23 protein-coding genes are annotated in these 22,208 nt (G+C 63.7%); 7 read left to right on the top strand and 16 right to left on the bottom strand.

Annotation, left to right across the window (positions count from 1 at the left end; translation table 11 throughout):
- Positions 1 to 20 precede the first annotated feature (20 nt).
- The gene (locus ACR0CU_RS06645; RefSeq protein ID WP_170446341.1) at positions 21 to 692 is read left to right on the top strand and encodes a helix-turn-helix transcriptional regulator; all 672 of its coding nucleotides are present in this window, start codon (positions 21 to 23) and stop codon (positions 690 to 692) included.
- 43 nt (positions 693 to 735) lie between these two features.
- Here ACR0CU_RS06645 and ACR0CU_RS06650 read toward each other — a convergent pair whose 3' ends face one another.
- From ACR0CU_RS06650 to ACR0CU_RS06680, 7 genes are all read right to left on the bottom strand, one after another.
- The gene (locus ACR0CU_RS06650) at positions 736 to 1,887 is read right to left on the bottom strand and encodes a M23 family metallopeptidase (RefSeq protein WP_170338325.1); all 1,152 of its coding nucleotides are present in this window, start codon (positions 1,885 to 1,887) and stop codon (positions 736 to 738) included.
- A gap of 63 nt (positions 1,888 to 1,950) precedes the next feature.
- Positions 1,951 to 2,601 carry a protein-L-isoaspartate(D-aspartate) O-methyltransferase gene (locus ACR0CU_RS06655; protein WP_170338827.1) on the bottom strand — a complete coding sequence of 217 codons (651 nt, stop codon included), beginning with the start codon at positions 2,599 to 2,601 and terminating at the stop codon, positions 1,951 to 1,953.
- A complete protein-coding gene (surE, locus tag ACR0CU_RS06660; RefSeq protein ID WP_170363331.1) occupies positions 2,598 to 3,380 on the bottom strand; it encodes a 5'/3'-nucleotidase SurE in 783 nt (260 codons plus the stop codon). The genes ACR0CU_RS06655 and surE overlap by 4 nt, the downstream gene beginning before the upstream one ends.
- Positions 3,381 to 3,503: 123 nt before the next feature.
- Positions 3,504 to 4,589, bottom strand: a complete 1,086-nt coding sequence (locus ACR0CU_RS06665) for an ABC transporter ATP-binding protein (protein WP_170338320.1) — start codon at positions 4,587 to 4,589, stop codon at positions 3,504 to 3,506.
- Positions 4,590 to 4,675: 86 nt separating this feature from the next.
- Entirely contained in the window at positions 4,676 to 5,788 is a 1,113-nt protein-coding gene (locus ACR0CU_RS06670) for a hypothetical protein (RefSeq protein ID WP_480642975.1), read from the bottom strand.
- A gap of 2 nt (positions 5,789 to 5,790) precedes the next feature.
- Positions 5,791 to 6,570: an SDR family oxidoreductase gene (locus ACR0CU_RS06675; protein ID WP_170446347.1), complete on the bottom strand. Its 780-nt coding sequence runs from the start codon at positions 6,568 to 6,570 to the stop codon at positions 5,791 to 5,793.
- Positions 6,571 to 6,645: 75 nt separating this feature from the next.
- Positions 6,646 to 7,008 carry a nuclear transport factor 2 family protein gene (locus ACR0CU_RS06680; RefSeq protein WP_093962268.1) on the bottom strand — a complete coding sequence of 121 codons (363 nt, stop codon included), beginning with the start codon at positions 7,006 to 7,008 and terminating at the stop codon, positions 6,646 to 6,648.
- A gap of 109 nt (positions 7,009 to 7,117) precedes the next feature.
- Here ACR0CU_RS06680 and ACR0CU_RS06685 point away from each other — a divergent pair, with 109 nt between their 5' ends.
- The 3 genes from ACR0CU_RS06685 (at position 7,118) to ACR0CU_RS06695 (ending at position 11,284) form a co-directional block, all read left to right on the top strand.
- Positions 7,118 to 8,725 carry a peptide chain release factor 3 gene (locus ACR0CU_RS06685; RefSeq protein ID WP_170338819.1) on the top strand — a complete coding sequence of 536 codons (1,608 nt, stop codon included), beginning with the start codon at positions 7,118 to 7,120 and terminating at the stop codon, positions 8,723 to 8,725.
- A 43-nt stretch (positions 8,726 to 8,768) separates the two neighbouring features.
- Positions 8,769 to 9,710 (top strand): glycosyltransferase family 2 protein, encoded by a 942-nt coding sequence (locus ACR0CU_RS06690; RefSeq protein WP_480642691.1) that lies wholly within the window; start codon positions 8,769 to 8,771, stop codon positions 9,708 to 9,710.
- 185 nt (positions 9,711 to 9,895) lie between these two features.
- A complete protein-coding gene (locus tag ACR0CU_RS06695) occupies positions 9,896 to 11,284 on the top strand; it encodes a DEAD/DEAH box helicase (RefSeq protein WP_170370973.1) in 1,389 nt (462 codons plus the stop codon).
- Between the two features lie 59 nt (positions 11,285 to 11,343).
- On the opposite strand, the gene ACR0CU_RS06700 is transcribed toward ACR0CU_RS06695, so the two are convergent.
- From ACR0CU_RS06700 to ACR0CU_RS06710, 3 genes are read right to left on the bottom strand one after another with little or no spacing between them, the layout of a single operon-like run.
- Positions 11,344 to 12,246: a DMT family transporter gene (locus tag ACR0CU_RS06700; RefSeq protein WP_170446353.1), complete on the bottom strand. Its 903-nt coding sequence runs from the start codon at positions 12,244 to 12,246 to the stop codon at positions 11,344 to 11,346.
- A 21-nt stretch (positions 12,247 to 12,267) separates the two neighbouring features.
- Entirely contained in the window at positions 12,268 to 13,170 is a 903-nt protein-coding gene (locus tag ACR0CU_RS06705; RefSeq protein WP_170446354.1) for a fatty acid desaturase, read from the bottom strand.
- Positions 13,163 to 13,366: a DUF2061 domain-containing protein gene (locus ACR0CU_RS06710; protein ID WP_170446356.1), complete on the bottom strand. Its 204-nt coding sequence runs from the start codon at positions 13,364 to 13,366 to the stop codon at positions 13,163 to 13,165. The genes ACR0CU_RS06705 and ACR0CU_RS06710 overlap by 8 nt, the downstream gene beginning before the upstream one ends.
- Before the next feature lie 110 nt (positions 13,367 to 13,476).
- On the opposite strand from ACR0CU_RS06710, the gene ACR0CU_RS06715 reads away from it, so the two are divergent.
- Positions 13,477 to 14,343: a helix-turn-helix domain-containing protein gene (locus ACR0CU_RS06715; protein WP_170446359.1), complete on the top strand. Its 867-nt coding sequence runs from the start codon at positions 13,477 to 13,479 to the stop codon at positions 14,341 to 14,343.
- Positions 14,344 to 14,433: 90 nt separating this feature from the next.
- A complete protein-coding gene (locus ACR0CU_RS06720) occupies positions 14,434 to 14,616 on the top strand; it encodes a hypothetical protein (protein WP_093962276.1) in 183 nt (60 codons plus the stop codon).
- On the opposite strand, the gene ACR0CU_RS06725 is transcribed toward ACR0CU_RS06720, so the two are convergent.
- The 3 genes from ACR0CU_RS06725 to bcoG form a co-directional block, all read right to left on the bottom strand.
- Positions 14,613 to 15,374: an SDR family oxidoreductase gene (locus tag ACR0CU_RS06725; protein ID WP_170442951.1), complete on the bottom strand. Its 762-nt coding sequence runs from the start codon at positions 15,372 to 15,374 to the stop codon at positions 14,613 to 14,615. The genes ACR0CU_RS06720 and ACR0CU_RS06725 overlap by 4 nt on opposite strands.
- The gene (locus ACR0CU_RS06730; protein ID WP_170446360.1) at positions 15,371 to 16,834 is read right to left on the bottom strand and encodes a carnitine 3-dehydrogenase; all 1,464 of its coding nucleotides are present in this window, start codon (positions 16,832 to 16,834) and stop codon (positions 15,371 to 15,373) included. Before ACR0CU_RS06730 ends, ACR0CU_RS06725 begins: the two co-directional genes overlap by 4 nt.
- An 81-nt stretch (positions 16,835 to 16,915) precedes the next feature.
- Positions 16,916 to 17,830 (bottom strand): 3-dehydrocarnitine:acetyl-CoA trimethylamine transferase BcoG, encoded by a 915-nt coding sequence (gene bcoG / locus ACR0CU_RS06735; protein ID WP_170446362.1) that lies wholly within the window; start codon positions 17,828 to 17,830, stop codon positions 16,916 to 16,918.
- Between the two features lie 133 nt (positions 17,831 to 17,963).
- Here bcoG and ACR0CU_RS06740 point away from each other — a divergent pair, with 133 nt between their 5' ends.
- On the top strand, positions 17,964 to 18,950 hold the full coding sequence (locus ACR0CU_RS06740; protein WP_170446364.1) for a GlxA family transcriptional regulator: 987 nt from the start codon (positions 17,964 to 17,966) through the stop codon (positions 18,948 to 18,950).
- A 73-nt stretch (positions 18,951 to 19,023) separates the two neighbouring features.
- Here ACR0CU_RS06740 and ACR0CU_RS06745 read toward each other — a convergent pair whose 3' ends face one another.
- Genes ACR0CU_RS06745 through ACR0CU_RS06755 form a run of 3 tightly spaced genes read right to left on the bottom strand, consistent with a single transcriptional unit; the run spans position 19,024 to position 22,059 of the window.
- Positions 19,024 to 20,070: an aldo/keto reductase gene (locus ACR0CU_RS06745; protein ID WP_170446366.1), complete on the bottom strand. Its 1,047-nt coding sequence runs from the start codon at positions 20,068 to 20,070 to the stop codon at positions 19,024 to 19,026.
- A 56-nt stretch (positions 20,071 to 20,126) separates the two neighbouring features.
- Complete coding sequence (locus tag ACR0CU_RS06750) at positions 20,127 to 20,588, bottom strand: DNA polymerase III subunit chi (protein WP_170442957.1); 462 nt, start codon at positions 20,586 to 20,588, stop codon at positions 20,127 to 20,129.
- A gap of 4 nt (positions 20,589 to 20,592) precedes the next feature.
- A complete protein-coding gene (locus ACR0CU_RS06755) occupies positions 20,593 to 22,059 on the bottom strand; it encodes a leucyl aminopeptidase (RefSeq protein WP_170446368.1) in 1,467 nt (488 codons plus the stop codon).
- Positions 22,060 to 22,208: the final 149 nt, after the last annotated feature.

Consider the following 22,208-nt stretch of genomic DNA (forward strand, 5'->3'; position numbering starts at 1 on the left):
CGCGGTCCGGACGGCGTGTCATGCGCCGCACTGACCGCCTGTTCGACATCATCCAGATCCTGCGCGACGGCAAACTGCACCGCGCGCAGGACATCGCGGACCGGCTCGAGGTTTCGGTTCGCACCATCTATCGCGACATGGACACGCTGGTGGCGTCGGGCGTCCCGGTCGAGGGCGAACGCGGTGTCGGTTACATGGTGCGCGAGCAGATCACCCTGCCCCCGCTGAACCTCACCGCGGCCGAGCTTGAGGCCCTGAACCTCGGCATGGCGATCGTGGCCGAGGCCGCCGACCCCGACCTGAAGGCCGCCGCCGAGGCGCTGGCCGCCAAGATCGACGCGGTACTGCCCACCCAGGTGGTGGCCGAGGCGGATGCGTGGAAATTCGCCGTCTACCCCTTTGCCGATGCCGCGCGCGGGCTGGCGCATATGGCTCCGATCCGGGCGGCCATCAAATCGCGCCAGAAACTGCGGCTGACCTACCGGCGAATCGACGGAACCCTGACCGAACGCACGATCCGCCCCCTGCACATGGAATACTGGGGCCGGGTCTGGACCCTGACCGCCTGGTGCGAGCTGCGCGACGCCTTCCGCGTGTTCCGCATCGACCTGATCGAAAGCGTCACACCGCTGCCCGAGATATTTGCGGACGAGCCCGGAAAGCGGCTGGCTGACTACAACCCGACCGCCTGATCCCGTTTTTCGCGCAAGGCTACTTGGAACGGCGCTCAGACCCTCAGCGCAGATAGGTTTCGGGGTCGACGGACTCGAACCCTTTGCGTACCTCGAAGTGCACATAGGCGTTCTCACCCCCGCGCAGCTTGGCAATGCTCTGGCCGCGGCTGACCCGGTCGCCCTTCTTGACCGAGATGTTCTCGACATTCGCGTAGACCGTCAGCAAATCGTTGGTGTGCTTGACGACGATGATCGGGATCTGATCCGCATCCGCCGTAATGGCCGCCACGGTACCGGCTTCGGCCGCCTTGACCGATGCACCGGGCGAACCGGCGATGTCGATCCCTTCGTTCTTGCCCTTGGCATACGGGCGAATGATCTTGCCGGTTACCGGCAGAGCCAAGGCTGACGAGCTGGAATTCGTCGGGGCCTCGGCCGTCACGTCCGGAGCGGGCGTCAACGGCGCAACTTTTTCGTCCGGCAGCGGCTGCGTTGCACTGGGCGGCGTCGGGGTGGGCGATCCCTGCCCCGGTTCGGTGGTCGCCGTGGGCGCTGCGGCGGCAGCTTGGCGCGGTGCAGCCTGATTTTTGACGGGGATCAGCAGAAACTGTCCTTCGCGCACGGCGAAGTCCGAACCCAAACCGTTCCATTCAGCCAGCGCATCGACCGGAACCTGATACAGGCGCGAAATGGTATAAGCCGTCTCACCCCGCTTGACCTTGTGCCGGATCGGCTCGTCCGTCGAGGTGACGGGCGCCGGTTTGGCCGGCTCAAGGTTCGTGACCCGCACGCCGCCCGTGTCCGGCGCCTGATCAATCGCGGTCGTGGCGATCGAAGCGATATCGACATTCCCCGCTCCGGCGCCGACGGACCGTGGCAAGGCCAGCACTTCGCCCTCGCGCAGCTGGTCGGTGGGCTTGAGACCGTTGAACCGGGCCAGCTCTGCCTCGGGCAGACCGACCCGCGCAGCCACGGCGGCGACGTTGTCACCCCGTTGCGCGACGGCAACCTGATATGTCGGATAGGTGATCACGCCACGGCTGTCCGGCGCTGGCCGGTTCGTGGTGGCTGATTGTGCGGCCGGAGTGGTCGAAAAACCGCCGACCTGACCGCGCAGGTCGTAATCCAGCGGGCCTTCGCAACCGGCAAGCACCAGCGCGGCCACCATCGCCGTTGTTCCACGACCCAAGACTGACTTGGAAACTGCTCTCATATCACTGTCCTCAACACCTGCCCCTGTTTGCCGGGGTTCTGGCGCCCAATTCCTAAACCTACGTTACGCCTCGTCCTTTCCAAGCCCTTCCAGCAAGGGCACGAACCGAACAGGCAACAGTTCGTCATATTCCAGCCCGGTCTCGGTTCTGGTGACCCGTATCAGGGTCTGAACCGCATCCGACTGCCCAACGGGCAAGACCATGATACCGCCGATTTTGAGCTGCGCCAAGAGCGGGCCCGGCGGGTCCTCGGCCGCGGCGGTGACGATGATGCGGTCAAAAGGAGCCTGTTCGGGCAACCCGAAAGATCCATCCGACAGCATCGCCGTGATATTCGTCAGCCCCAACTCTCGAAACAGCTCTCCGGTTTCGCGTACCAGACGCTTGTGGCGTTCCACGGTGTAGACCCGCCGCGCCAGCTTGGACAGCACCGCAGCCTGATACCCCGAACCCGTCCCCACCTCGAGCACCTTGTCGCGCGGCGTGACCTGCAGCGCCTGCGTCATCAGACCCACGACCGAGGGCTGGCTGATCGTCTGGCCGCATGCAATCGGCAGCGGCGTGTCCTCGTAGGCACGCTCGGCGAACAGGCCGCGCACGAACTTGCCGCGGTCGATCTGCTCCATCGCGTCAAGAACACGCGCATCCGTCACCCCGCGCGACCGCAGGGCGAACAGGAACTGCATCTTGGTTTCGGGGTCCAGTCCGGTCATTCGATCGTCTTCAACGCCTCCAGCGCATCATCGGCGGTCAGGTCGGCCCGCATCGGCGTGACCGAGATATAGCCGTCCAGGTTCGCCGCAGCATCCGTTCCCGGAGCCGTCGGGTTGTGCTGATAGCCCCCCTTGATCCACAGGAAACGGCGGCCCGAGGGCGAGCTGTGCGGTTCCACCCCAAAATGCGTGTCGCGTCGGAATCCCTGACGCACGACGCGGGTACCAAGAACTTCATCGGCAGGCACCGGAGGGAAATTCACGTTGTAAAACAGGCGGTAGTCTTCCTGCGCGGGCGGATCGGCCTCAAGGATGCGTCGTACCAGGTCCGCTCCGAACCGTGTGGCGGCCTCGAACGGTTCTTCCAGCCCAAGATTGCGCGGGCCAAAGTACTGCGACAAGGCGATCGCCGGAATGCCCTGAAGTGCGGCCTCCATCGCGCCGCCGATCGTGCCTGAGTACAAAGTGTTCTCGGCCGAATTGTTGCCCCGGTTCACGCCTGAAAGAACCAGATCAGGTCGCGCGTCCTTCATCACGTCATGAAGCCCGGCCAGTACGCAGTCGGCCGGCGACCCTTCGGCCGCGTAACGACGCTCGCCCAGTTTGGCCACCATCATGGGATGGGTATAGCTGATGCAATGCCCGACCCCTGACTGTTCGAAAGCCGGAGCCACGATCCAGACCTCACCATCCGGGCCGGCCACATCCGCGGCAATCGCCTCGAGCGCGATCAGGCCCGGGGCGTTGATCCCGTCGTCATTTGTCAGAAGTATGCGCATTGCCTGCCTGTGCCCCCGCGTTTCGCCCTTGATAGACGGCCCCAAAGGATGCGGCAAGCGATGCCCCGGCGCATTCTGCGGCATTCGCGCACCACTCGCCGGGAAATCGACCGGTTGCGGCGCCTAGGCTGGAAAAACGAAGCAGCGATCCCGCCGGATGGTCAACCACATCACCCGGCCCGGATTGGGCACGAACACGTTCGGGACGGTCGCCTTGAGGATCGAGCCGTCATAGTCCATCCGAAACTCGATCAGGCTTTCGTTGCCCAGAAAGCGAGCGCGCTCGACCACGCCACGGGCCGCAACGCCATCGGTCGCCGTCGGCAGCGGTCCCTTGCCATTGCGATCAAAGTCCAGCCGCACATGCTGAGGGCGGAAAACGATTTCGACGTCAGTGCCATCGGGGACACCCGGCGCCAGGAATTGACCAAATGGAGTTTGCGCCAATGCTCCATTCACCTGCGACTGCAACACATTGACATCACTAAAAAATGCCACGGCAGCCTTGTCTACGGGTCGGGTGTAGACATTGTAGGGCGCGCCCTGCTGCACGATCTTGCCGCGGCGCATCAGTGCAATCTCGTCGGCCATGCGCATCGCCTCTTCGGGCTCGTGCGTGACCAGCAGCACGGCGGCGTCCTCTTCCTTGAGGATGGCCAAGGTCTCGTCGCGGATGCCGTCACGCAGACGATTATCGAGGCCCGAGAACGGCTCGTCCATCAGCATGATCCGCGGACGTGGCGCCAACGCTCGGGCCAGCGCGACCCGCTGCTGCTCGCCCCCTGACAGTTGATGCGGAAACCCGTCGATATGGCGGATCAGGTCGACCTTTCTCAGCAACTCTTCGACACGTTCCCGTTTTTGCTCTTTGGCCCCTTTCAGGCCAAAAGCCACATTGTCGGCCACGCTGAGGTGCGGAAACAAAGCGAAATCCTGGAACATCAGTCCGATCTCGCGACGTTCCGGCGGCACCCTGAACACCGTGTCACAGACCAGCTTGCCATCGACGTAGATTTCGCCCGAGTCCTGCATTTCGACGCCGGCAATCATCCGCAACGTAGTAGATTTGCCGCAGCCCGACGGGCCCAGCAGACAGGTCACCTGCCCCGCCTGAACGGTCAGCGAGACATCATCCACCACCGTGCGCCCGCCGAACCGACAGACCAGATTGCGGATTTCCAATCGCGGAGGAGCTGTGTTGATTGCCACCGACGGACCCCAATTGCCTTTTCCCGATCAAATTCATCGGGCTTGCGCCGGGATAACAACCCCGCCCATCGGGCGCAAGAGAGGCGCTAGGTCAGCAGCTCGAACGGCACGCCCGCGCGGACCTTGCCGTTGACCTGAATCTCAAGCCTGTGCGGCCCCGGAACCAGCCGAAACGTGGTGGCGTCGCCCTTGAGTTTGTGACGCTTGCTCAGCCGCAGGCGGCCATCTGACAGATTGGCCTGCTTGAGCTTGTGAACCTTAGGTGAGATTTTCCCGCCAGGTCGCTGAAAATGGACGATATAGTCAATCAAGACCGGATGATCATCGGGCCCTGATACCGAGACGGCGAACTCCAGAACCCCGCCGATGCGGGCCTCGCCAATCACCTCAACATTCACCTCCAGCGGTGCGTCGGGATCATAACCCAGCAGCGCCATCGCCCCGCCATGGCCGGACTTGACCAGCCCGCGCAGCGCATGTGCGGTGATCCACCGCATCTCGCCAGCCTCCTGCGCCCCCGAGGCATGCCACGCCTTCAGGCGGTTCAACGCAACGTCAGGGTCTTTCTTTGTGATGTCGTTGAGATGGTTCGCCACCGACCGGGTGACATAGCGCGTCGGATCCGCGTGCAACCGATCCAGCAGCGGCAGCGGGTCCGTCAGGTCCAGCCCGACCGCCTGCCCCCACGGCAGCCGCGGGCGTGTGCCTTCGGAGACCAGCCGCCGGACGTGATAGCTGGAATGCCCGCACCAGTCCTGCATCCGGTCCAGCACCAGATCGGGATGGCTGTTCAGAAAAGGCCGGATCGCCCATTCCATCGAAAACCGCTGGGTCAGCTCTGCAAGGACATCTAGCGCCATTTCTGGATGGTCCGCGCCGACCTGCGCCACCCACTCGCCCAATGGGGCAAAGATGAAGTCACCGAAATCGTCATCGCTCAGGGACGGGTCCAGAGGCGGCGGCAAGGCGCGCAGGATCACCGGGGCCACGTCGGGGAGCGCGCCGGGAAAGGCCGTCTGCAAACAATCGGCAATCCACGCGATCCGCTGCTTCAGCTCCAGCTCCGGTAGGCGCGACATGACCCGAGCCTCGAACGACTCACCGTCAAAACCGGGGTCGGCCTGCGTGAACAGGCCGGCCAGGTAACGGGCCTTTTCCGCGTTGAACAGCTGATCCTTCAGCGAAAACCCCTGCGCCACGGTCACATCGTCAGGTTGGTCGCGCCGCCATCCAGCAGGATGTTCTGCCCCACGATGAACCCGGCATGTTGCGAGCACAGAAACGCGCAGGTCGCGCCGAATTCCTGCCGCGTACCATAGCGCCGCGCCGGGATCGTGGCCGCGCGCTCGGCCCGTGCCTCGTCCAGTGAGATGCCCTTCTGCGCCGAAACCCCGGCATCCAGCGAGTCCGCCCGGTCGGTGGCATGAATGCCGGGCAACAGGTTGTTGATGGTCACGCCGTAGGGCGCAACCTGCCGCGCGGTTCCGGCCACATAGCCGGTCAGCCCGGTGCGCGCCGCGTTCGACAGGCCCAGCACCGCGATGGGCGCCCGCACCGATTGCGAGGTGATGTTCACCACGCGGCCCCAACCCTTGTCCATCATCGACGGCAACAGCGCCTTCATGAAGGCGATCGGCGTCAGCATGTTGGCATCCAGCGCCTTGATGAAATCCTCGCGGTCCCAGTCGGACCACAGGCCCGGCGGCGGGCCACCGGCGTTTGTCACAAGGATATCAACGCCCTGCGCGGCCTCGATCACCCGCGCCTGGCCTTCGGGCGTGGTCACGTCGCAGGCGACCGTCTGCACCTCGACGCCATGTTCGGCGCGCAACCGGTCGGCCTGCGCCTCCAGCGCGTCAGGCCCACGTGCGTTCATCACCAAATCGACACCCTCGGCGGCCAGCGCCTCGGCGCAGCCCAGCCCCAAGCCCTTGCTGCTGGCACAGACCAGCGCGCGTTTTCCTTGTAGTCCCAGATCCATGTGATCCCCCCTGTCATTTGTTACCCGCATGTCTAGCACCGGCCAGACAGGGAAGACCAGATTGGCGTCGGCAAATCAGTAGAAGAACTCTTCCCGCACGATCTTACCGTTGACCACGTGATAGACGCCGACCTCGCGCATGTCGAAAGCTTCACCGCTTTCCTTCACCTTGCCCTGCACTTCAAAAATCACGGCAAAGCTGTTTTCACCATGCAGGAACGGGTCGCTGACCGACGCGCCCGAGACCTCGTGCGCGCTTTCCCACCAATCATGCTTGCCGCGGATGCCTTCAATGCCGTGGGTCTCGCGGCCCATGCCCTGCATGTCCATCGCCTCGACCGAGACGGCATCGGCTGCATACAACTTGTCCAGATTCTCCTTGGCGCGGTTTTCGCGGCAACCCGCCACCAGTTCCTGGGCGATTTCTTTCAAATTCATTGATCCACTCCATTATTTGTTCACTATATGTTCTTATTGGCATATACACCTGATTCGAACCACCCCCTTTGTCTTGCCTCGGCAGGATTCCCCGCCTATACGCGCCTTCATGCTTGATACCGCCTCGAACCAACCCACCCTGCCGCCCGAGATCGCGCGGCGCCGGACCTTTGCCATCATCTCGCACCCGGATGCGGGCAAGACGACCCTGACCGAAAAGTTCCTTCTGTATGGGGGTGCTATCCAGATGGCCGGACAGGTGCGCGCCAAGGGCGAGGCACGGCGTACGCGCTCGGACTTCATGCAAATGGAAAAGGACCGGGGTATATCGGTCTCGGCCTCGGCCATGTCGTTTGACTATGGCCCCTACCGGTTCAACCTGGTGGACACACCCGGCCACTCGGACTTTTCCGAAGACACCTATCGCACGCTGACCGCCGTCGACGCCGCGGTTATGGTGATCGACGGGGCCAAGGGAGTGGAAAGCCAGACGCAGAAGCTGTTCGAGGTCTGCCGCCTGCGCGATCTGCCGATCCTGACCTTCTGTAACAAGATGGACCGGGAGAGCCGCGATACGTTCGAGATCATCGACGAAATTCAGGAAATGCTGGCCATCGACGTCACGCCCGCCTCCTGGCCCATCGGCGTGGGGCGCGACTTCATAGGCTGCTATGACATGCTGCGTGACCGGCTGGAGCTGATGGACCGCGCCGACCGCAACAAGGTGGCTGAAAGCATCGAGATCAACGGGCTGGACGACCCCAAACTGGCCGAGCATGTGCCCGCCGAACTGCTGGACAAGCTGCTGGAAGAGGTCGAGATGGCGCGCGAATTGCTGCCCGCGCTGGATCCGCAGGCGGTGCTTGAAGGCCACATGACCCCGATCTGGTTCGGCTCGGCGATCAACTCGTTCGGCGTCAAGGAACTGATGGAAGGCATCGGTGCCTATGGACCGCAGCCGCAGGTGCAATCGGCCGAACCTCGCCAGATTTCGCCGGATGAGAAAAAGGTGGCGGGCTTTGTCTTCAAGGTGCAGGCCAACATGGACCCCAAACACCGCGACCGCGTGGCCTTTGTCCGCATGGCCAGCGGCCACTTCAAGCGCGGCATGAAGCTGACCCATGTGCGCAGCAAGAAGCCCATGGCGATCACGAACCCGGTTCTGTTTCTGGCCTCTGACCGGGAACTGGCCGACGAGGCATGGGCCGGCGATATCATCGGCATCCCCAACCACGGCCAGCTGCGCATCGGTGACACTCTGACCGAGGGCGAGGCGATCCGCGTTACCGGAATTCCATCCTTCGCGCCCGAGCTGTTGCAGGGCGTGCGCGCGGGCGATCCGATGAAGGCCAAGCACCTGGAAAAGGCGCTAATGCAGTTTGCCGAGGAGGGCGCGGCCAAGGTGTTCAAACCCTCGATCGGCTCGGGCTTTATCGTCGGCGTGGTGGGCGCGCTGCAGTTCGAGGTGCTGGCCAGCCGGATCGAGCTGGAATACGGCCTGCCGGTGCGGTTCGAGGCCTCGCAATTCACCAGTGCGCGCTGGGTGTCGGGCGACAAGGCTGAGGTCGAGAAGTTCGTAAATGCGAACAAGCAGCACATTGCCCTCGATCACGATGGCGACATCGTCTATCTAACCCGCCTGCAATGGGACATCGACCGCGTGGTGCGCGATTATCCCAAACTGACGCTTACCGCGACCAAGGAAATGATGACCTGATGCTGACCCCGCCCCCCGCCAAAGCAACAGAGGCCGTCATCGCATGACCGCAGCCGGGCCGAGCTGGGGCATCGTCTCGACGGTGCGTGGATCGGCCCGCGACATTCTGAGTTTTGCGGCCTACCACCTGGATTTGGGCGCGGATCACCTCTACCTCTACCTTGATGAGCCCAACCGGCGGGCTTTTCGCCCCCTGCGCCGCCACCCCAAGGTGACCGTCCGCATCTGCGACGATGCGTTCTGGGCAGCGCGCAAACGAGACAAGCCCGAGCGCCACCAGGTCCGCCAGACCGTTCATGCGACCTTTACCTATCGCCACACCGATCTCGATTGGCTAGCGCATATAGATGTGGACGAGTTCCTGTGGCCCACGGCCCCCATCGCGGACTTGCTGGGCGAAGTGCCCGAAACGGTGCACGCGGTTCGGGTTCGTCCGATCGAGGCCCTGGCCTGCGGCAACGATCTCTACAAAGCGTTCATCCCCCAGGGCCCCGAACGCGAAGCGCTTGTCGAGACGATCTATCCAAACTACGGCGCTTTCGTTCTGGGCGGCTTTCTGAGCCACGTACAGGGCAAGCTGTTCGTGCGCGCGGGGATGGAGAACCTCAATTATCGCATCCACAATCTGTTTCAGAACAAGGTCATCTTGCCCTGCAAGATCGAGATGCCGCAGATCGACCTGTGCCACCGCCACGCCCCGGATTGGGAGCATTGGTGGTCACACTATCGGTTTCGACTGGAACGCGGCTCGTACCAGCCCGGCATGGCTCCGAACGTACATCGCGATCGGGGCGGGTTGAACATGAACGAACTGCTCAGTTGGATCGAGGCCGAAGAAGGCGAGCAAGGTCTGCGCAAGTTCTTTGACGAACTCAGCGCCACCGACCCGAAGGTTCGCGCGCGCCTGCAGGAACGGGGCCTCATCAAGCACCGACCGCTTGATCTTGAGGAAAAGCTGCAGAAACACTTTCCCGGAAGCTGCTGAATTGTTGCACGAAATCGCCAGTGACGCGATGTAGCGGTATAGATGAAACTGTCTTCATTTGACCCTGCCACACCTTTTTGTTATGTCCGCATCCAAGCCGAAACGCGCATGGTGCGCATGGCCATCCGGGCCCGGCATTTTTCATACGCGCGGGCCAGGTCAGTGTCCGCATGAACCGGACATACATGACGAAATTCAACGATCTGAACCTGAACCCCAAGGTCCTCAAAGCTATTGAGGAAGCCGGCTACGAAACCCCGACCCCGATCCAGGAAGGCGCCATCCCACCGGCGCTGGAAGGGCGAGACGTTCTGGGCATCGCCCAGACCGGCACTGGCAAGACCGCCAGCTTTACCCTGCCGATGATCACTCTGCTGGCGCGCGGCCGCGCCCGGGCGCGGATGCCGCGTTCGCTGGTGTTGTGCCCGACGCGGGAACTGGCGGCGCAGGTGGCGGAAAACTTCGACACCTACACTAAGCATCTGAAGCTGACCAAGGCGCTGCTGATCGGCGGCGTCAGCTTCAAGGAACAAGAGGCCCTGATCGACCGCGGCGTCGACGTACTGATCGCCACGCCCGGCCGTCTGCTGGACCATTTCGAGCGCGGCAAGCTGCTGCTGACCGGCGTGCAGATCATGGTCGTGGACGAGGCTGACCGGATGCTGGACATGGGGTTCATCCCCGATATCGAACGCATCTTCTCGCTGACGCCCTTTACCCGGCAAACGCTGTTTTTCTCGGCCACCATGGCGCCCGAGATCGAGCGGATCACCGACACGTTCCTGTCCGCCCCGGCCCGGATCGAAGTGGCCCGTCAGGCCACCGCGTCCGAGACCATCGAACAGGGTGTCGTGATGGTCAAAGGCGGCCGCCGCGACCGCGAGGGCAGCACCAAGCGCAAGGTCTTGCGCGCGCTGATCGATGCCGAAGGTGACAAATGCACCAACGCCATCATCTTCTGCAACCGCAAGACCGATGTGGACATCACCGCGAAATCGCTCAAGAAATACGGCTATAACGCCGCGCCGATCCACGGTGATCTGGACCAGTCGCAGCGGATGAAGACACTGGACGGGTTCCGCGACGGCTCGGTACGTCTGCTGGTGGCGTCTGACGTGGCCGCACGCGGGCTCGACATACCGTCGGTCAGCCATGTGTTCAACTTCGACGTGCCCAGTCACCCCGAGGACTATGTGCACCGCATCGGCCGCACCGGCCGCGCCGGGCGCGAGGGCAAGGCGATCACCATCTGCTCGGCCCGCGATGAAAAGGCACTGGATGCGATCGAGAAACTGATCCAGAAGGAAATCCCGCGTCTGGACAACCCGGTTCAGGCCGAACCGGCCGAGGCCGAGGACAAAAAGCCCGAAAAGAAATCGCGCGCCTCGACCCGCAAGGACGAGGGCAAGAAGGAAAAACCCGCCAAGGACGCTGCGTCGAACGACAAACCTGCCAAGGAAAAACGTGGCAAAGGCCGCGGACGTCGCGACGATGGCGGTCCAGCCGTCGTCGGCATGGGCGATCACCTGCCCAGCTTCATCGCACTCAGCTTTGACGAACGCCGCGCGGGCTGACCCGCCGGCACAGCAAAAGATCAAAAGGCGCACGGACCTCCGCGCGCCTTTTTTGCATCTCAGATCGCGGCGACCAGGATCAGGATCGACAGCCCCAGCAGGACCATCCCCGCAATCTCGCGCCGGGTTACCGTCTCGCGGAAGACCAGGACCGAGGCCATGAGGCTGAAAATCAGCTCCACCTGCCCCAGCGCTTTGACGTAGGCTGCGTTCTGCAGGCTGAAGGCCCAGAACCAGCAGAACGACCCGCCCAGGCTGGTCAGCCCGACAAAGATACCGGTGCGCCGCGTGTCCCACACCGCGCGCAGCTCGGCCCGGTCGCGCCAAACCAGCCACAGCGCCATAGACAGGAACTGGATCGAGACCACGACCGCCAGCGTCACCAGCGCCCGAAACCAGGCCTCGCCATCGCCCAGTTGCAGCGACGCGCCGCGATAGCTGACCGCAGAAAAGGCGAACAAGACGCCCGATCCCAACCCCAGTTGCGAGGCGCGGTTGGTTAGGTGACGCCACCACGCCCCACTGCCGCCCGGCGTTTTCGACAACAGCAGAACCGCCAGCAGCCCCAGCAGGATGGCCCCGAACGCACCGGTTGAAACCCGGTCACCCAGCACGACGAAACCGACGATTGCGGTCTGGATTACCTCGGTTTTCTTGAAGGTGATGCCGACGGCAAAGTTGCGCTGTTTAAACAACGCCACGACGCAGATCGTGGCAAGGATCTGGGACACCCCACCGATGGCGGCATAAAGCCAGAACAGAGGCGCCAGCGCCGGCAGCGGCAGACCGCTGAGCCGCATCGCCACCACCAACCCCAACAACACCAGAGGCATCGAGTAGGCAAAGCGCGCAAAGGTCGCGCCGGTCGCCGACAGCTTCACGCTGCTCAGCGATTTCTGCAGCATGAAGCGCACCGTCTGAAAGGTGGCGGCGGCCAAGGTTACGGGAATCCACAAACTCATGGCTTCCCTTCTGTCGTCAAATCAGGGTTTTGGCCAGAGCGGATGTTCTACAGGATCCTTGGCACGCCAGAAATACTGCCTGAAAACCAGCCCGTACGAGCGATAGACATAGGCCTCGTTGCAGGCCAGATAGCGCTCTTTCCCTCGGCGGTAGAGCGCGGGCAACCGATACCATGGCGCCGCCGGGTTCATGTGATGAACGACGTGCAGGTTGTTGTTCAGAAACAGAAACGCAAGCGGCCCGCGGTCTTCGACAATCACCGTTCGGGCGCGCGATTTTTCGTGCGCGCGGTGTTCCAGAAAGGTGCGGATCTTGACCAGCGCCAGTCCCAGATAGGCCGAAAGGACAAAGGCCCAGACCGGCATCTCTGATTGCGCCACGATCCACAGAACCACCGCCACACCCGGCAGATGCAGGGCCCAGGCCAGCCAGATGTCGCGGTCCCCGCGCACCGCGCCGCGCCAGTCGTCGCGCAGAAAGGCCAGCTGGCCGATGATCGGGCCCAGCGCCATGCGCCCCAACAGCGTGTTGTTCGCCTGATAGACCCACCGCTGCCACCGAGGCAACCTAGCCCAGACAGCCGGGTCCAGATAGTTGGACTCCGGATCGTCATAGGGGTCTGTCAGGTTGGCATCCTGATGGTGCGCCAGATGCAGATCGCGGAAGCGGTTGTAGGGGATGAACAGTGTCAGCGGCAGCGCCATCAGCACCTCGTTCAGCCACTTTGCGCGGAACGGATGGCCGTGCAGCGCCTCATGCGTCAGCGATGAATGCAGCGCCGCGACGACACCCATCATCGGCACCGCCAGCCAGAGCGACCACGCAGCCACGCCGAAAATCGCGACCAACCAAAGGGCATAGCAGGCAAAGATCAGGGCAAAGGTCGGCCATTCGGGGGACTTGGGAGTGGTCGCCTCAGCCATGCCGCCCCCAAGAAATTCCTGCCCAGATGCGTTCGTAAATCACGTAGAGCGTCAGCCCGATGGCCGTGTTCACCACCGCCAATGCTCCACCGATAGCGGCCGAGCCGGTTGCGATCAGCCCCACCACGGTCATGACCGCAAGGCCCATCGCATTCCAAATGATTGCCTTCACGACAGATCTTCGCCGCGTTTCCATTCCGGTCCCCAGTCTTTTTTGCTTTTCACACAAGCGTTACCTGCCAGTTGCCCCGTCGAGAATTCCGAATATGATTAACAAATCTCAGCGATCGTGATATTTATCATCACATGCAGGAAAATTTCGACAAACGAGACCGCGCCGCGCAGTTCCGCCTGCGCCTGACCCGCGCCATGGACCAGCGGAAGATGAGCCAAAGCGCGCTGGCGCGCACCATCGGGGTCGATCGCTCAACCGTTTCCCAGTTATTGACCGATACGGGCGCGCGCCTGCCCAACGCCCATGTGGTGGGCAGTTGCGCCTCGGCTCTGGGGGTGTCGGCGGATTGGCTGCTCAGCCTCTCGAACCGACCCGAGAGCGCGGCCGAGCTGCTGGCCAGTTCTCTGACCATGACCGAGGCACCCCGCGCGCTGGTCGACGAACGCATCTTTGAGTGGCATCAGGAGGCCGCGGGTTACAAAATCCGCTATGTTCCGGCCACCCTGCCCGACATGCTGAAAACCCGCGCCGTGCTGGAATGGGAGTACGCGCCGCATCTGGGCCGAACCGCCGACCAGGCCATCGGCGCCTCTGAGGACCGCCTGACCTGGATGCGCGGGGCCCAGTCCGACTATGAAATCGCCATGCCGCTGTACGAGATTCACAGCTTTGCCCATGGCACCGGCTATTATGACGGGCTGCCCCTGCAGGTTCGGCTGGACCAGATCGACCACATGCTGGAGTTGTGCGAACAGCTGTATCCGCGCATGCGCATCTACCTGTTCGATGCCAAGCGGCTCTATTCCGCGCCGGTCACCATCTTTGGTCCGCTGCTCTGCGTGTTCTATGCCGGCAGCCACTACATGGCCTTCCGCGACCGGGACCGGATCGAGATTTTTACGAGACATTTCGATACCTTGGTCCGCGAAGCTGATCTGACCGCCCGGCATTTCCCGACCCATCTGCGCCAGCTGCGCGCCGCCATTTCGGCAGGGTGACACAAGCCAACAGGTGCAATTTCCCACCCGATCCCCTATATTGAGGTGCGCGAAAATCCGAACGATCCGACCAAAAGGAGGATATCAGGAATGGACGCTCTCAAAACCGCTCAATACGCGCGCGCCCTCTACTCGGCGCATGGCGACAAGGCCGAGGCCGAAGCCGCCCAGAAAGCCCGCGAATTCGAAGCCGCCGGAAACGTGGAAGAGGCACAGAACTGGCAGGCCGTTCGCGCCTCGATCCGTCAGATGCGCGGCCCCAACCAGGGCTAAAGCTTTGGGTCGGGGTTCACGGTGTGCCCATCGACGGCGATGACCTGCCCCGACACCAACCGTGCCGCATCCGAGGCCAGGAACACCGCCATGGCGGCAATGTCATGCGCCTCGACGAAGCGGCCCATCGAAGTACCCGCCGCATAGCCCCGATAGACCTGGTCGCGGGTCATGCCCTTGGCGGCCGCTTCGCGCTGCAGCACGCCCTCCATCCGAGGGCCTTCCACCGCGCCGGGGCAGATGACGTTGCAGCGCACGCCGTGCGGCCCCAGCTCCATCGCCAGGGTCTTGCCCAGCCCGATCACCGCCCATTTCGCCGCTGCATAAGGCGCGCGGTTGGGATAGCCGTACTGCCCGGCGGTCGAGGATGTGATCAGCACCACGCCGCGCCCCTGCCGTTTGAGCATCGGCGCCGCGTATTTCGCGCACAGAAACGCCCCGTCCAGATTGACGGAAATACATTTTTGCCAATCTCTTAGCGCCACATCTTCGACCAATGCGGTCGGCCCCGCGATACCCGCATTCGCGCACAGAACATCCAAACCGCCCCACTGCGCCGCGATTTCGGAGAACAGCGCTGCGACGGCGGCCTCATCCGACACATCGGCCTGCGACCGCCCCCAGTGATCCGGGCAGGCCTGAAGCGCCTCGAAGTCCACGTCCGCCACCCAGACCTGCGCGCCCGCGGCGTCGAACGCTTCGGCCATCGCGCGCCCCACGCCCGAGGCCCCGGCGGTGATCAGAACCCGCCCCGTCATGCCGGTTTGCGGATGGCCGCCCCTGCGCCCTCGGGATAGGGCAACCCGGCCTGCGCTTCGGCGATGCGGGCCATTGCGGCTTCGATCTGCGGCGACGGCGCACAGGGCCGACGAGTTTCAAGGCTGACATGCAGCAGAAAGCTCTCGCCCGTGGCCAGCAGTTTGTCGCCCTCGTACATGCTGTGGAACAGGTGCAGCTTCTTGCCCTGCCCCAACAGCATCTGCGTGCGCACCTTGATTTTCGCCCCGGCATGGGCCTCGTCCAGATACCGGATGTGATTTTCAGCCGTGAAATAGCTGCCGCCCGAGGCGATGTAGTCGGCATCGCAGCCGATGATCTCCATGAAACGGTCGGTCGCTGCGGCAAAGGCCTCGAGATACCGCGCCTCGTTCATGTGACCGTTGTAATCGGTCCAGTCCAGCGGCACCGCGCGGGCCAGCGTCAGGATCGGCTGGCTCAGATCCGACTGTTCCAGCGTCGGCAGGGCACCCGGCTTCAGCAGCGCGTCATGCTGGTTCAGCACTGCCCCCGCGCCCCAGTCGCGCGCCTTCAATGCCCGCATCATGCCCACCAGATTGTTGTCACGAATGCGCTCCAACTCGCGGATCGAGTGCATCCCCGATTGCGCCTCCGACTGGTCGGCGATCATATCGACCAAATCATCGGTGAACTCGGGCACATCCATCAGCTTGGTCCAGGGCCATTTCAGCGCCGGGCCGAACTGGGCCATGAAGTGCCGCATCCCGGCCTCGCCCCCGGCCACGCGATAGGTCTCGAACAGGCCCATCTGCGCCCAGCGGATGCCAAAGCCCATCCGGATCGCCTCGTCCACCTCCTCGGTCGTGGCCACGCCGTCCTTGACCAGCCACAGCGCCTCGCGCCAGACGGCCTCGAGGAACCGGTCGGCGATATGCGCGTCGATCTCCTTGCGGACCTGCAGCGGGAAAAAACCGACCGAGCGCAACACGTCCTTGGCCTGCCCGACCTGTTCAGGCGGGTTGACGGCCGAGGGCACCAATTCGACCAGCGGCAGCAGATAGACCGGGTTGAACGGGTGCGTCACCACGATCTGTTCGGGCCGCAGCGCGCCTTCCTGCAGCTCGGATGGTTTGAACCCGCTGGTCGAGGACCCGATGATCGCCCCCGGATCACAGGCCTCCTGTAGCCCCTTGTAGACCTTCCGCTTCAGATCCAGACGCTCGGGCACGCTCTCCTGTATCCAAGTGGCCCCCTGCACCGCGTCGGCCATGTCGCCATGAAAGCTCAGCGCGCCTTCGGGCGGCAGCGGCACATCGCTCAGCCCGGGCAGCGACCGCCGCGCGTTGTCCAGGACCTCGCCGATCTTGCGCTCGGCCTCGGGGTCCGGGTCGAACACCCGCACGTTCCAGCCATTCAGCAGAAACCGCGCGGCCCATCCGCCGCCGATCACGCCACCACCGATGATCGCTGCCGTCTTCATCTTCTCTCCTTCGCCCCGAACGTTCACGCCGCACCGGGGGCCATCGTTGTTTGACAGATTTTGCGAGGGTCGCCCCGCCCGTCAGGACGCCACAGGCGCCCGTTTGACCAGCCCCAACTTCTCGCGCACCTCGGCCGGGCCGATCACCCGCGCGCCCATGTTCTCGATGATCGTTCCGGCGCGCTCGACCAGTTGCCAGTTCTCGGCCAGCACCCCCTTGTCCAGCCACAGGTTGTCCTCGAGCCCCACGCGCACGTTGCCGCCCGCCAGAACCGAGGCCGCCACATAGGCCATCTGATGCCGCCCCAGCGAGAACGCGCTGAATGTCCAGTCGTTGGGCACGTTGTTCACCATCGCCAGGAAGGTGTTCAGGTCGTCCGGCGCGCCCCACGGCACGCCCATGCACAGCTGCACCAGCGCATTCGGGGCCAGAACGCCCTCTTTCACCAGTTGCTTGGCAAACCACAGATGGCCAGTGTCAAAGGCCTCGATCTCGGGCTTCACGCCCAGATCGGTCATCATCTGCCCCATCGCCCGCAACGCGCCCGGCGTGTTGGTCATCACATAGTCGGCCTCGGCAAAGTTCATGGTGCCGCAATCCAGCGTGCAGATTTCGGGCAGACACTCGGCCACATGGGCCACGCGTTCCGAGGCACCGATCATGTCGGTCCCCTCGGCCACGGGAAAAGGGGCTTCGACTCCGCCGAACACGATGTCACCGCCCATGCCAGCGGTCAGGTTCAGAACCACGTCCACCTCGGCGTCGCGGATGCGGTCCGTCACCTCGCGATACAGGTCAAGACGGCGGCTGGGCGCGCCGGTTTCGGGGTCGCGCACATGGCAATGCACCACCGCCGCCCCGGCCTTGGCGGCCGCGATCGCACTGTCGGCGATCTGCTTGGGCGAACGCGGCACATGCGGGCTGCGATCCTGCGTCCCACCCGAGCCGGTCACGGCACAAGTGATGAATACTTCGCGGTTCATTTCCAAAGGCATGGTGTTATCCCCAAGTTATACACGGCTTCGCCATGGGTTTTCCCCAGGCTTCTCCCCGGATTCCGATTTGCGTCTGGCCCCGACTCTGGCGCAGCCTTGACCAGACAACTTGCCAGAATGCGAATCAGACTTGATGAAATCCGCAAAAAATATCCTCCAGCCCGAGCACCGCGCGCTGAAAACCGCCGTTCTGGTGCTGGACGAGTGCAACACGCTCAGCTTTGCCTCGGCGGTGGACCCGATGCGCGCCGCCAACCGGCTGGCCGACCGCCCGGCCTTCGACTGGGACTACGTGACCGCAACACCCGAGCCGGCGATGCTGACCAGCGCGTTGCAGGTGCCGGGCATCCCGCTGGCGCGTCTCGACCACTGTGACCTGATGATCGTGATCGCGGGGTTCAATCTGGTGCGCCACGCCACCCCGAGCCTGCTGGCCGGTCTGCGTCGCATCGCCAATAGCGGCGCCACGATGGCGGGCATCGACGGAGGGCCCTGGCTGCTGGCCGAAGCGGGGCTGCTTGACGGTCACGCCGCCACCACCCATTGGGAAGATCTCGAGACCTTCGCCACCCGTTTCCCCGAAGTCGACGTGCGCCCCGACCGGTTCACCGTATCCGGCAACCGCCTGACCTCGGGCGGCGCGATCCCCGCGGTCGAGATGATGCTGCATATCATCGCGGCACGCCACGGCGCCGGCTTCGCGGCCCGTGTCTCGGGCCTGTTCCTCTACGAAGGCGCCCCCGAACCCGGCAGACCGCAGAGCCGCACTGGCGTGCCACATCGCCACAGCGCTCTGACCGCCCGCGCCAACGCGATCATGCAGGCCGCGCTGGACGACCCGCTGCCCCTGGCCGAGATCGCAAAGGCCCTGGGAACCAGCCCGCGCACCCTGCAGCAGCAATTCCGCCTGCGGCTGAACACCACGCCACAGGACCACTACCTGCAACTGCGCCTGGCCGAGGCCCGCCGTCTGGTCACCGACACCGACATGCCGCTGATGGATGTGGCACTGGCCACGGGGTTCACGTCACAATCCAGCTTCGCGCGCGCTTTCCGCACGGCGCATGGACTATCCGCCCGCGACCTCAGGCAGGACCGCACCCAGCCCACCCATCACTGACGGGCGAGCTTCCTCTGGTCATAGATTTGGGGGGGGGAGTTGGCTACGGCGACGGGGGCAGCGCCCCCATCCCTCAATACGGCATCGGATGCGCGCGATGGGCCGCGTTGATCTCGGCCATAACCTCATCAGACAGCACGACATCCCGCCCCTCCAGGATCCGTTCCAGCTGCGCCTGCGTGGTCGCGCCAAATATGACCGAGGTCATGAACGGCCGCGCCTGGCACCAGGCGAGCGCCAAGTGCACCGGGTCCAGCCCGTGTTTCGCGGCAATCGCCAGATAGGCCGCGACCGCGCCGAACACCCGATCGCCCTTGCGCCCGCCCATCTGCGGCACGATCGACATGCGCGATCCCTCGGGCACCGCCCCGCCCTGATACTTGCCGGTCAGAAATCCGGCGGCCAGCGGCGAGAAAGCCAGAAGACCCACATCCTCATAGGCGCTCAGCTCGGCCATGTCGGTGTCATACAGGCGGCACAGCAGAGAATACTCGTTCTGGACCGACGCCACCCGTGGTGCCCCCATTTCTTCGGACAGGCGCAGCCACTGGGCGGTGCCCCAGGCGCTTTCGTTCGACAGGCCGAAGGCGCGGATATTGCCCTTGTCCACCTGCGACTGCAGCGCCTCGAGGCATTCGCGCATGTTGTCCAGAACCGCCTGCCTGTCGCCGCCCGACGGGTCGTAGTCCCAATTCTGCCGGAACATGTAACTGCCGCGGTTGGGCCAATGGAATTGGTACAGGTCGATGTAGTCGGTCTGCAGACGCCGCAACGATCCCTCGATGGCTCCGGGGATCGTGCTGGCCGAGATCGGTGCTCCGTCCCGCGCATGCGTGAAGCCGGCGCCCGAATGCTTGGTCGCCAGAACATAGCTGCCGCGGCGGGCCGGATGTGCCGCATTCCAGTTGCCGATGATCTGCTCGGTCTTGCCCACGGTCTCCTTGGTGATCGGGTTGACCGGATACATCTCGGCGGCATCGAGGAAATTGATCCCGGCCGCCAGCGCCGTGTCGATCTGACGATGCGCATCCGCCTCAGGGGTCTGCGTGCCGAATGTCATGGTTCCGAGGCACAGGTCCGAGACTTGGATGCCCGTGCGGCCCAACGGTTTCATTTTCATCAATCCATCTCCTGTCGCGCGGATCGCCACGCCTGCAATCTGATTTCGGTCCCGAGTCAGCCGGATTCGGCCTTTTTCTCCCAACGGCCGGATTCCTCCGACCAATACTGCGCCGCGCAACCCGCCGCGGTGAGCGTCTTCCATTGACCACGCGCATGATCCACCGCGATTGGGTCGTTGCCGTCGAACAGGATGCAAACCCGCTCCGAGGCGGTCACCTCATCTGGCGTCACCGCGGCCCCATCCACCGCCATCAGGCAAGACGGGTTGTTGGCCGCGTCCGCCTCGGTAGTCAGCAGGATCGGCTGAACCGCGTCATGCGGCCCACCTGCCTGCCCATGCGGCAGAAACGCGTCCTCGGGACCCAGCCAAAGCCTTTCGTCCAACCAGTCCATCCGCGCAGGGTCAGTGCCCCGCACCGCAATCCGCCACCCGGCCTGCCGTGCCTTGTCCAGCAATACCGGCAAGGTCTGCTCAAGTGGATGGCGGGTCAGGTGGTAGAAGTAGACGGCGCCCATCGACCTACTCGAAATTGTCCTGCACGAAACGGCTGAGCGCACGGACGCCCCAACCCGTGGCGCCCTTGGGCGCATAGGACGTTTCCGCCGCGACCGAGGCCACGCCCGCGATATCCAAATGGATCCAGGGTGTTTCTTCCTTGACGAAACGCTGCAGAAACTGCGCTGCGGTGATCGAACCGGCCGGCCGGCCGCCCACGTTCTTCATGTCCGCGATGCGCGACTTCAGCAGATCGTCATAAGCCTGCCCCAGCGGCATACGCCACGCGCCTTCATCCTCGGCCCGGGCCGCCTTCAGGAACGCGTCGCAGAAGGTGTCGTTGTTGGAAAACACGCCTGCGTTTTCATGCCCCAGCCCGATGATGATCGCGCCGGTCAAGGTGGCCAGATCGATCATGCCGACCGGATTGAACCGCTCCTGCGCGTACCACATGACGTCACACAGCACCAAACGGCCTTCGGCGTCGGTGTTGATGATCTCGACCGTATCGCCCTTCATCGACTTCACGACGTCGCCCGGCCGCGTGGCACTGCCCGAGGGCATGTTCTCGACCAACCCAACCAGGCCCACGACATTGGCCTTGGCCTTACGCTTGGCCAATGCGCGCATGGTGCCCGCAACGACGCCTGCGCCGCCCATGTCCATGGTCATGTCTTCCATACCAGCGGCCGGTTTGATCGAAATACCGCCGGTGTCGAAAACGACCCCCTTGCCGACGAGAGCCAGCGGTGCGTCATCGGCATCGCCGCCATTCCACTGCATAACGACGACTTTCGAGGGGCTGTCCGACCCTTGCCCGACGCTTAGCAGCGTCCTCATGCCCAACTCGGCCAGTTTGTCTTCGTCCAGCACCTCGACCTTCAGGCCCAACTCCTCCATCTCTTTCAGACGGTTGGCAAATTCGGTCGTCGTCAGGATGTTGGCGGGTTCGTTCGTCAGGTCGCGGGTCATGCGCACACCATCAGCAACCGCATAGAGCGGTGCGAAGGCGGCCTCGGCGACGTCGGGCTTGGCGTGGCAGATGGTCACCGCGCCCTTTGCGTCATCGTCCTTGGTTTTGTGCGCGTCGAAATCATAGCTGCGCAGGGCAATGCCCAGGGCCAGTTCCTCGGTCCGCATTTGGTTGCCCGCCATGACCAGCAGGTCCTTGCCACCTGCCAGCTTGGCCAGCGCGGCTCCGCCCTTGCGGGCTTCGTCCGGCTCGGGGCGGCGTGGCAGGACGAGAATGTCCAATGCCTCTGCCTCCATCCCGCCGGGCCAAGCCAACGAGATCACGTCGCCTGTCTTGACCTTGGCGAAACGGTCGCTTTCCACCAGCCGGGCCACGGCACCACGGGTCAGCCGGTTTGCGCGGCGCGCGGCGGGGTTCATCTTGCCATCGGCGGGTATGAGAATGGCCAACCGGCCTTGGGCCTGTGCCATCAGGTCCAGTTCGAAGGCTTGAAAACGGATCGGTACCAGACTGCTCATTTCTTGCTCCTGAAAAACTCTGCCCACAGACCTAGCCCGCGCCGCCGCCATTGACCAGATAGCAGTTTTCCCCGCCCGCCAATTGCATTAAGGTCGCGCCAAAATGACCGGCAGGCTCGGGGGAGAAAACTTGGCATCATTCGGCAGGC

The sequence above is a fragment of the Ruegeria sp. BC2 genome, assembly GCF_056539245.1.

Excerpts from the sequence above, each read along its gene's own strand:
- ACR0CU_RS06645 (WP_170446341.1), top strand. The coding sequence starts at position 21 with ATGCGCCGCACTGACCGCCTGTTCGACATCATCCAGATCCTGCGCGAC.
- ACR0CU_RS06650 (WP_170338325.1), bottom strand. The coding sequence starts at position 1,887 with ATGAGAGCAGTTTCCAAGTCAGTCTTGGGTCGTGGAACAACGGCGATG.
- ACR0CU_RS06655 (WP_170338827.1), bottom strand. The coding sequence starts at position 2,601 with ATGACCGGACTGGACCCCGAAACCAAGATGCAGTTCCTGTTCGCCCTG.
- surE (WP_170363331.1), bottom strand. The coding sequence starts at position 3,380 with ATGCGCATACTTCTGACAAATGACGACGGGATCAACGCCCCGGGCCTG.
- ACR0CU_RS06675 (WP_170446347.1), bottom strand. The coding sequence starts at position 6,570 with ATGGATCTGGGACTACAAGGAAAACGCGCGCTGGTCTGTGCCAGCAGC.
- ACR0CU_RS06680 (WP_093962268.1), bottom strand. The coding sequence starts at position 7,008 with ATGAATTTGAAAGAAATCGCCCAGGAACTGGTGGCGGGTTGCCGCGAA.
- ACR0CU_RS06685 (WP_170338819.1), top strand. The coding sequence starts at position 7,118 with ATGCTTGATACCGCCTCGAACCAACCCACCCTGCCGCCCGAGATCGCG.
- ACR0CU_RS06690 (WP_480642691.1), top strand. The coding sequence starts at position 8,769 with ATGACCGCAGCCGGGCCGAGCTGGGGCATCGTCTCGACGGTGCGTGGA.
- ACR0CU_RS06695 (WP_170370973.1), top strand. The coding sequence starts at position 9,896 with ATGACGAAATTCAACGATCTGAACCTGAACCCCAAGGTCCTCAAAGCT.
- ACR0CU_RS06700 (WP_170446353.1), bottom strand. The coding sequence starts at position 12,246 with ATGAGTTTGTGGATTCCCGTAACCTTGGCCGCCGCCACCTTTCAGACG.
- ACR0CU_RS06705 (WP_170446354.1), bottom strand. The coding sequence starts at position 13,170 with ATGGCTGAGGCGACCACTCCCAAGTCCCCCGAATGGCCGACCTTTGCC.
- ACR0CU_RS06710 (WP_170446356.1), bottom strand. The coding sequence starts at position 13,366 with ATGGAAACGCGGCGAAGATCTGTCGTGAAGGCAATCATTTGGAATGCG.
- ACR0CU_RS06715 (WP_170446359.1), top strand. The coding sequence starts at position 13,477 with ATGCAGGAAAATTTCGACAAACGAGACCGCGCCGCGCAGTTCCGCCTG.
- ACR0CU_RS06720 (WP_093962276.1), top strand. The coding sequence starts at position 14,434 with ATGGACGCTCTCAAAACCGCTCAATACGCGCGCGCCCTCTACTCGGCG.
- ACR0CU_RS06725 (WP_170442951.1), bottom strand. The coding sequence starts at position 15,374 with ATGACGGGGCGGGTTCTGATCACCGCCGGGGCCTCGGGCGTGGGGCGC.
- ACR0CU_RS06730 (WP_170446360.1), bottom strand. The coding sequence starts at position 16,834 with ATGAAGACGGCAGCGATCATCGGTGGTGGCGTGATCGGCGGCGGATGG.
- bcoG (WP_170446362.1), bottom strand. The coding sequence starts at position 17,830 with ATGCCTTTGGAAATGAACCGCGAAGTATTCATCACTTGTGCCGTGACC.
- ACR0CU_RS06740 (WP_170446364.1), top strand. The coding sequence starts at position 17,964 with ATGAAATCCGCAAAAAATATCCTCCAGCCCGAGCACCGCGCGCTGAAA.
- ACR0CU_RS06745 (WP_170446366.1), bottom strand. The coding sequence starts at position 20,070 with ATGAAAATGAAACCGTTGGGCCGCACGGGCATCCAAGTCTCGGACCTG.
- ACR0CU_RS06750 (WP_170442957.1), bottom strand. The coding sequence starts at position 20,588 with ATGGGCGCCGTCTACTTCTACCACCTGACCCGCCATCCACTTGAGCAG.
- ACR0CU_RS06755 (WP_170446368.1), bottom strand. The coding sequence starts at position 22,059 with ATGAGCAGTCTGGTACCGATCCGTTTTCAAGCCTTCGAACTGGACCTG.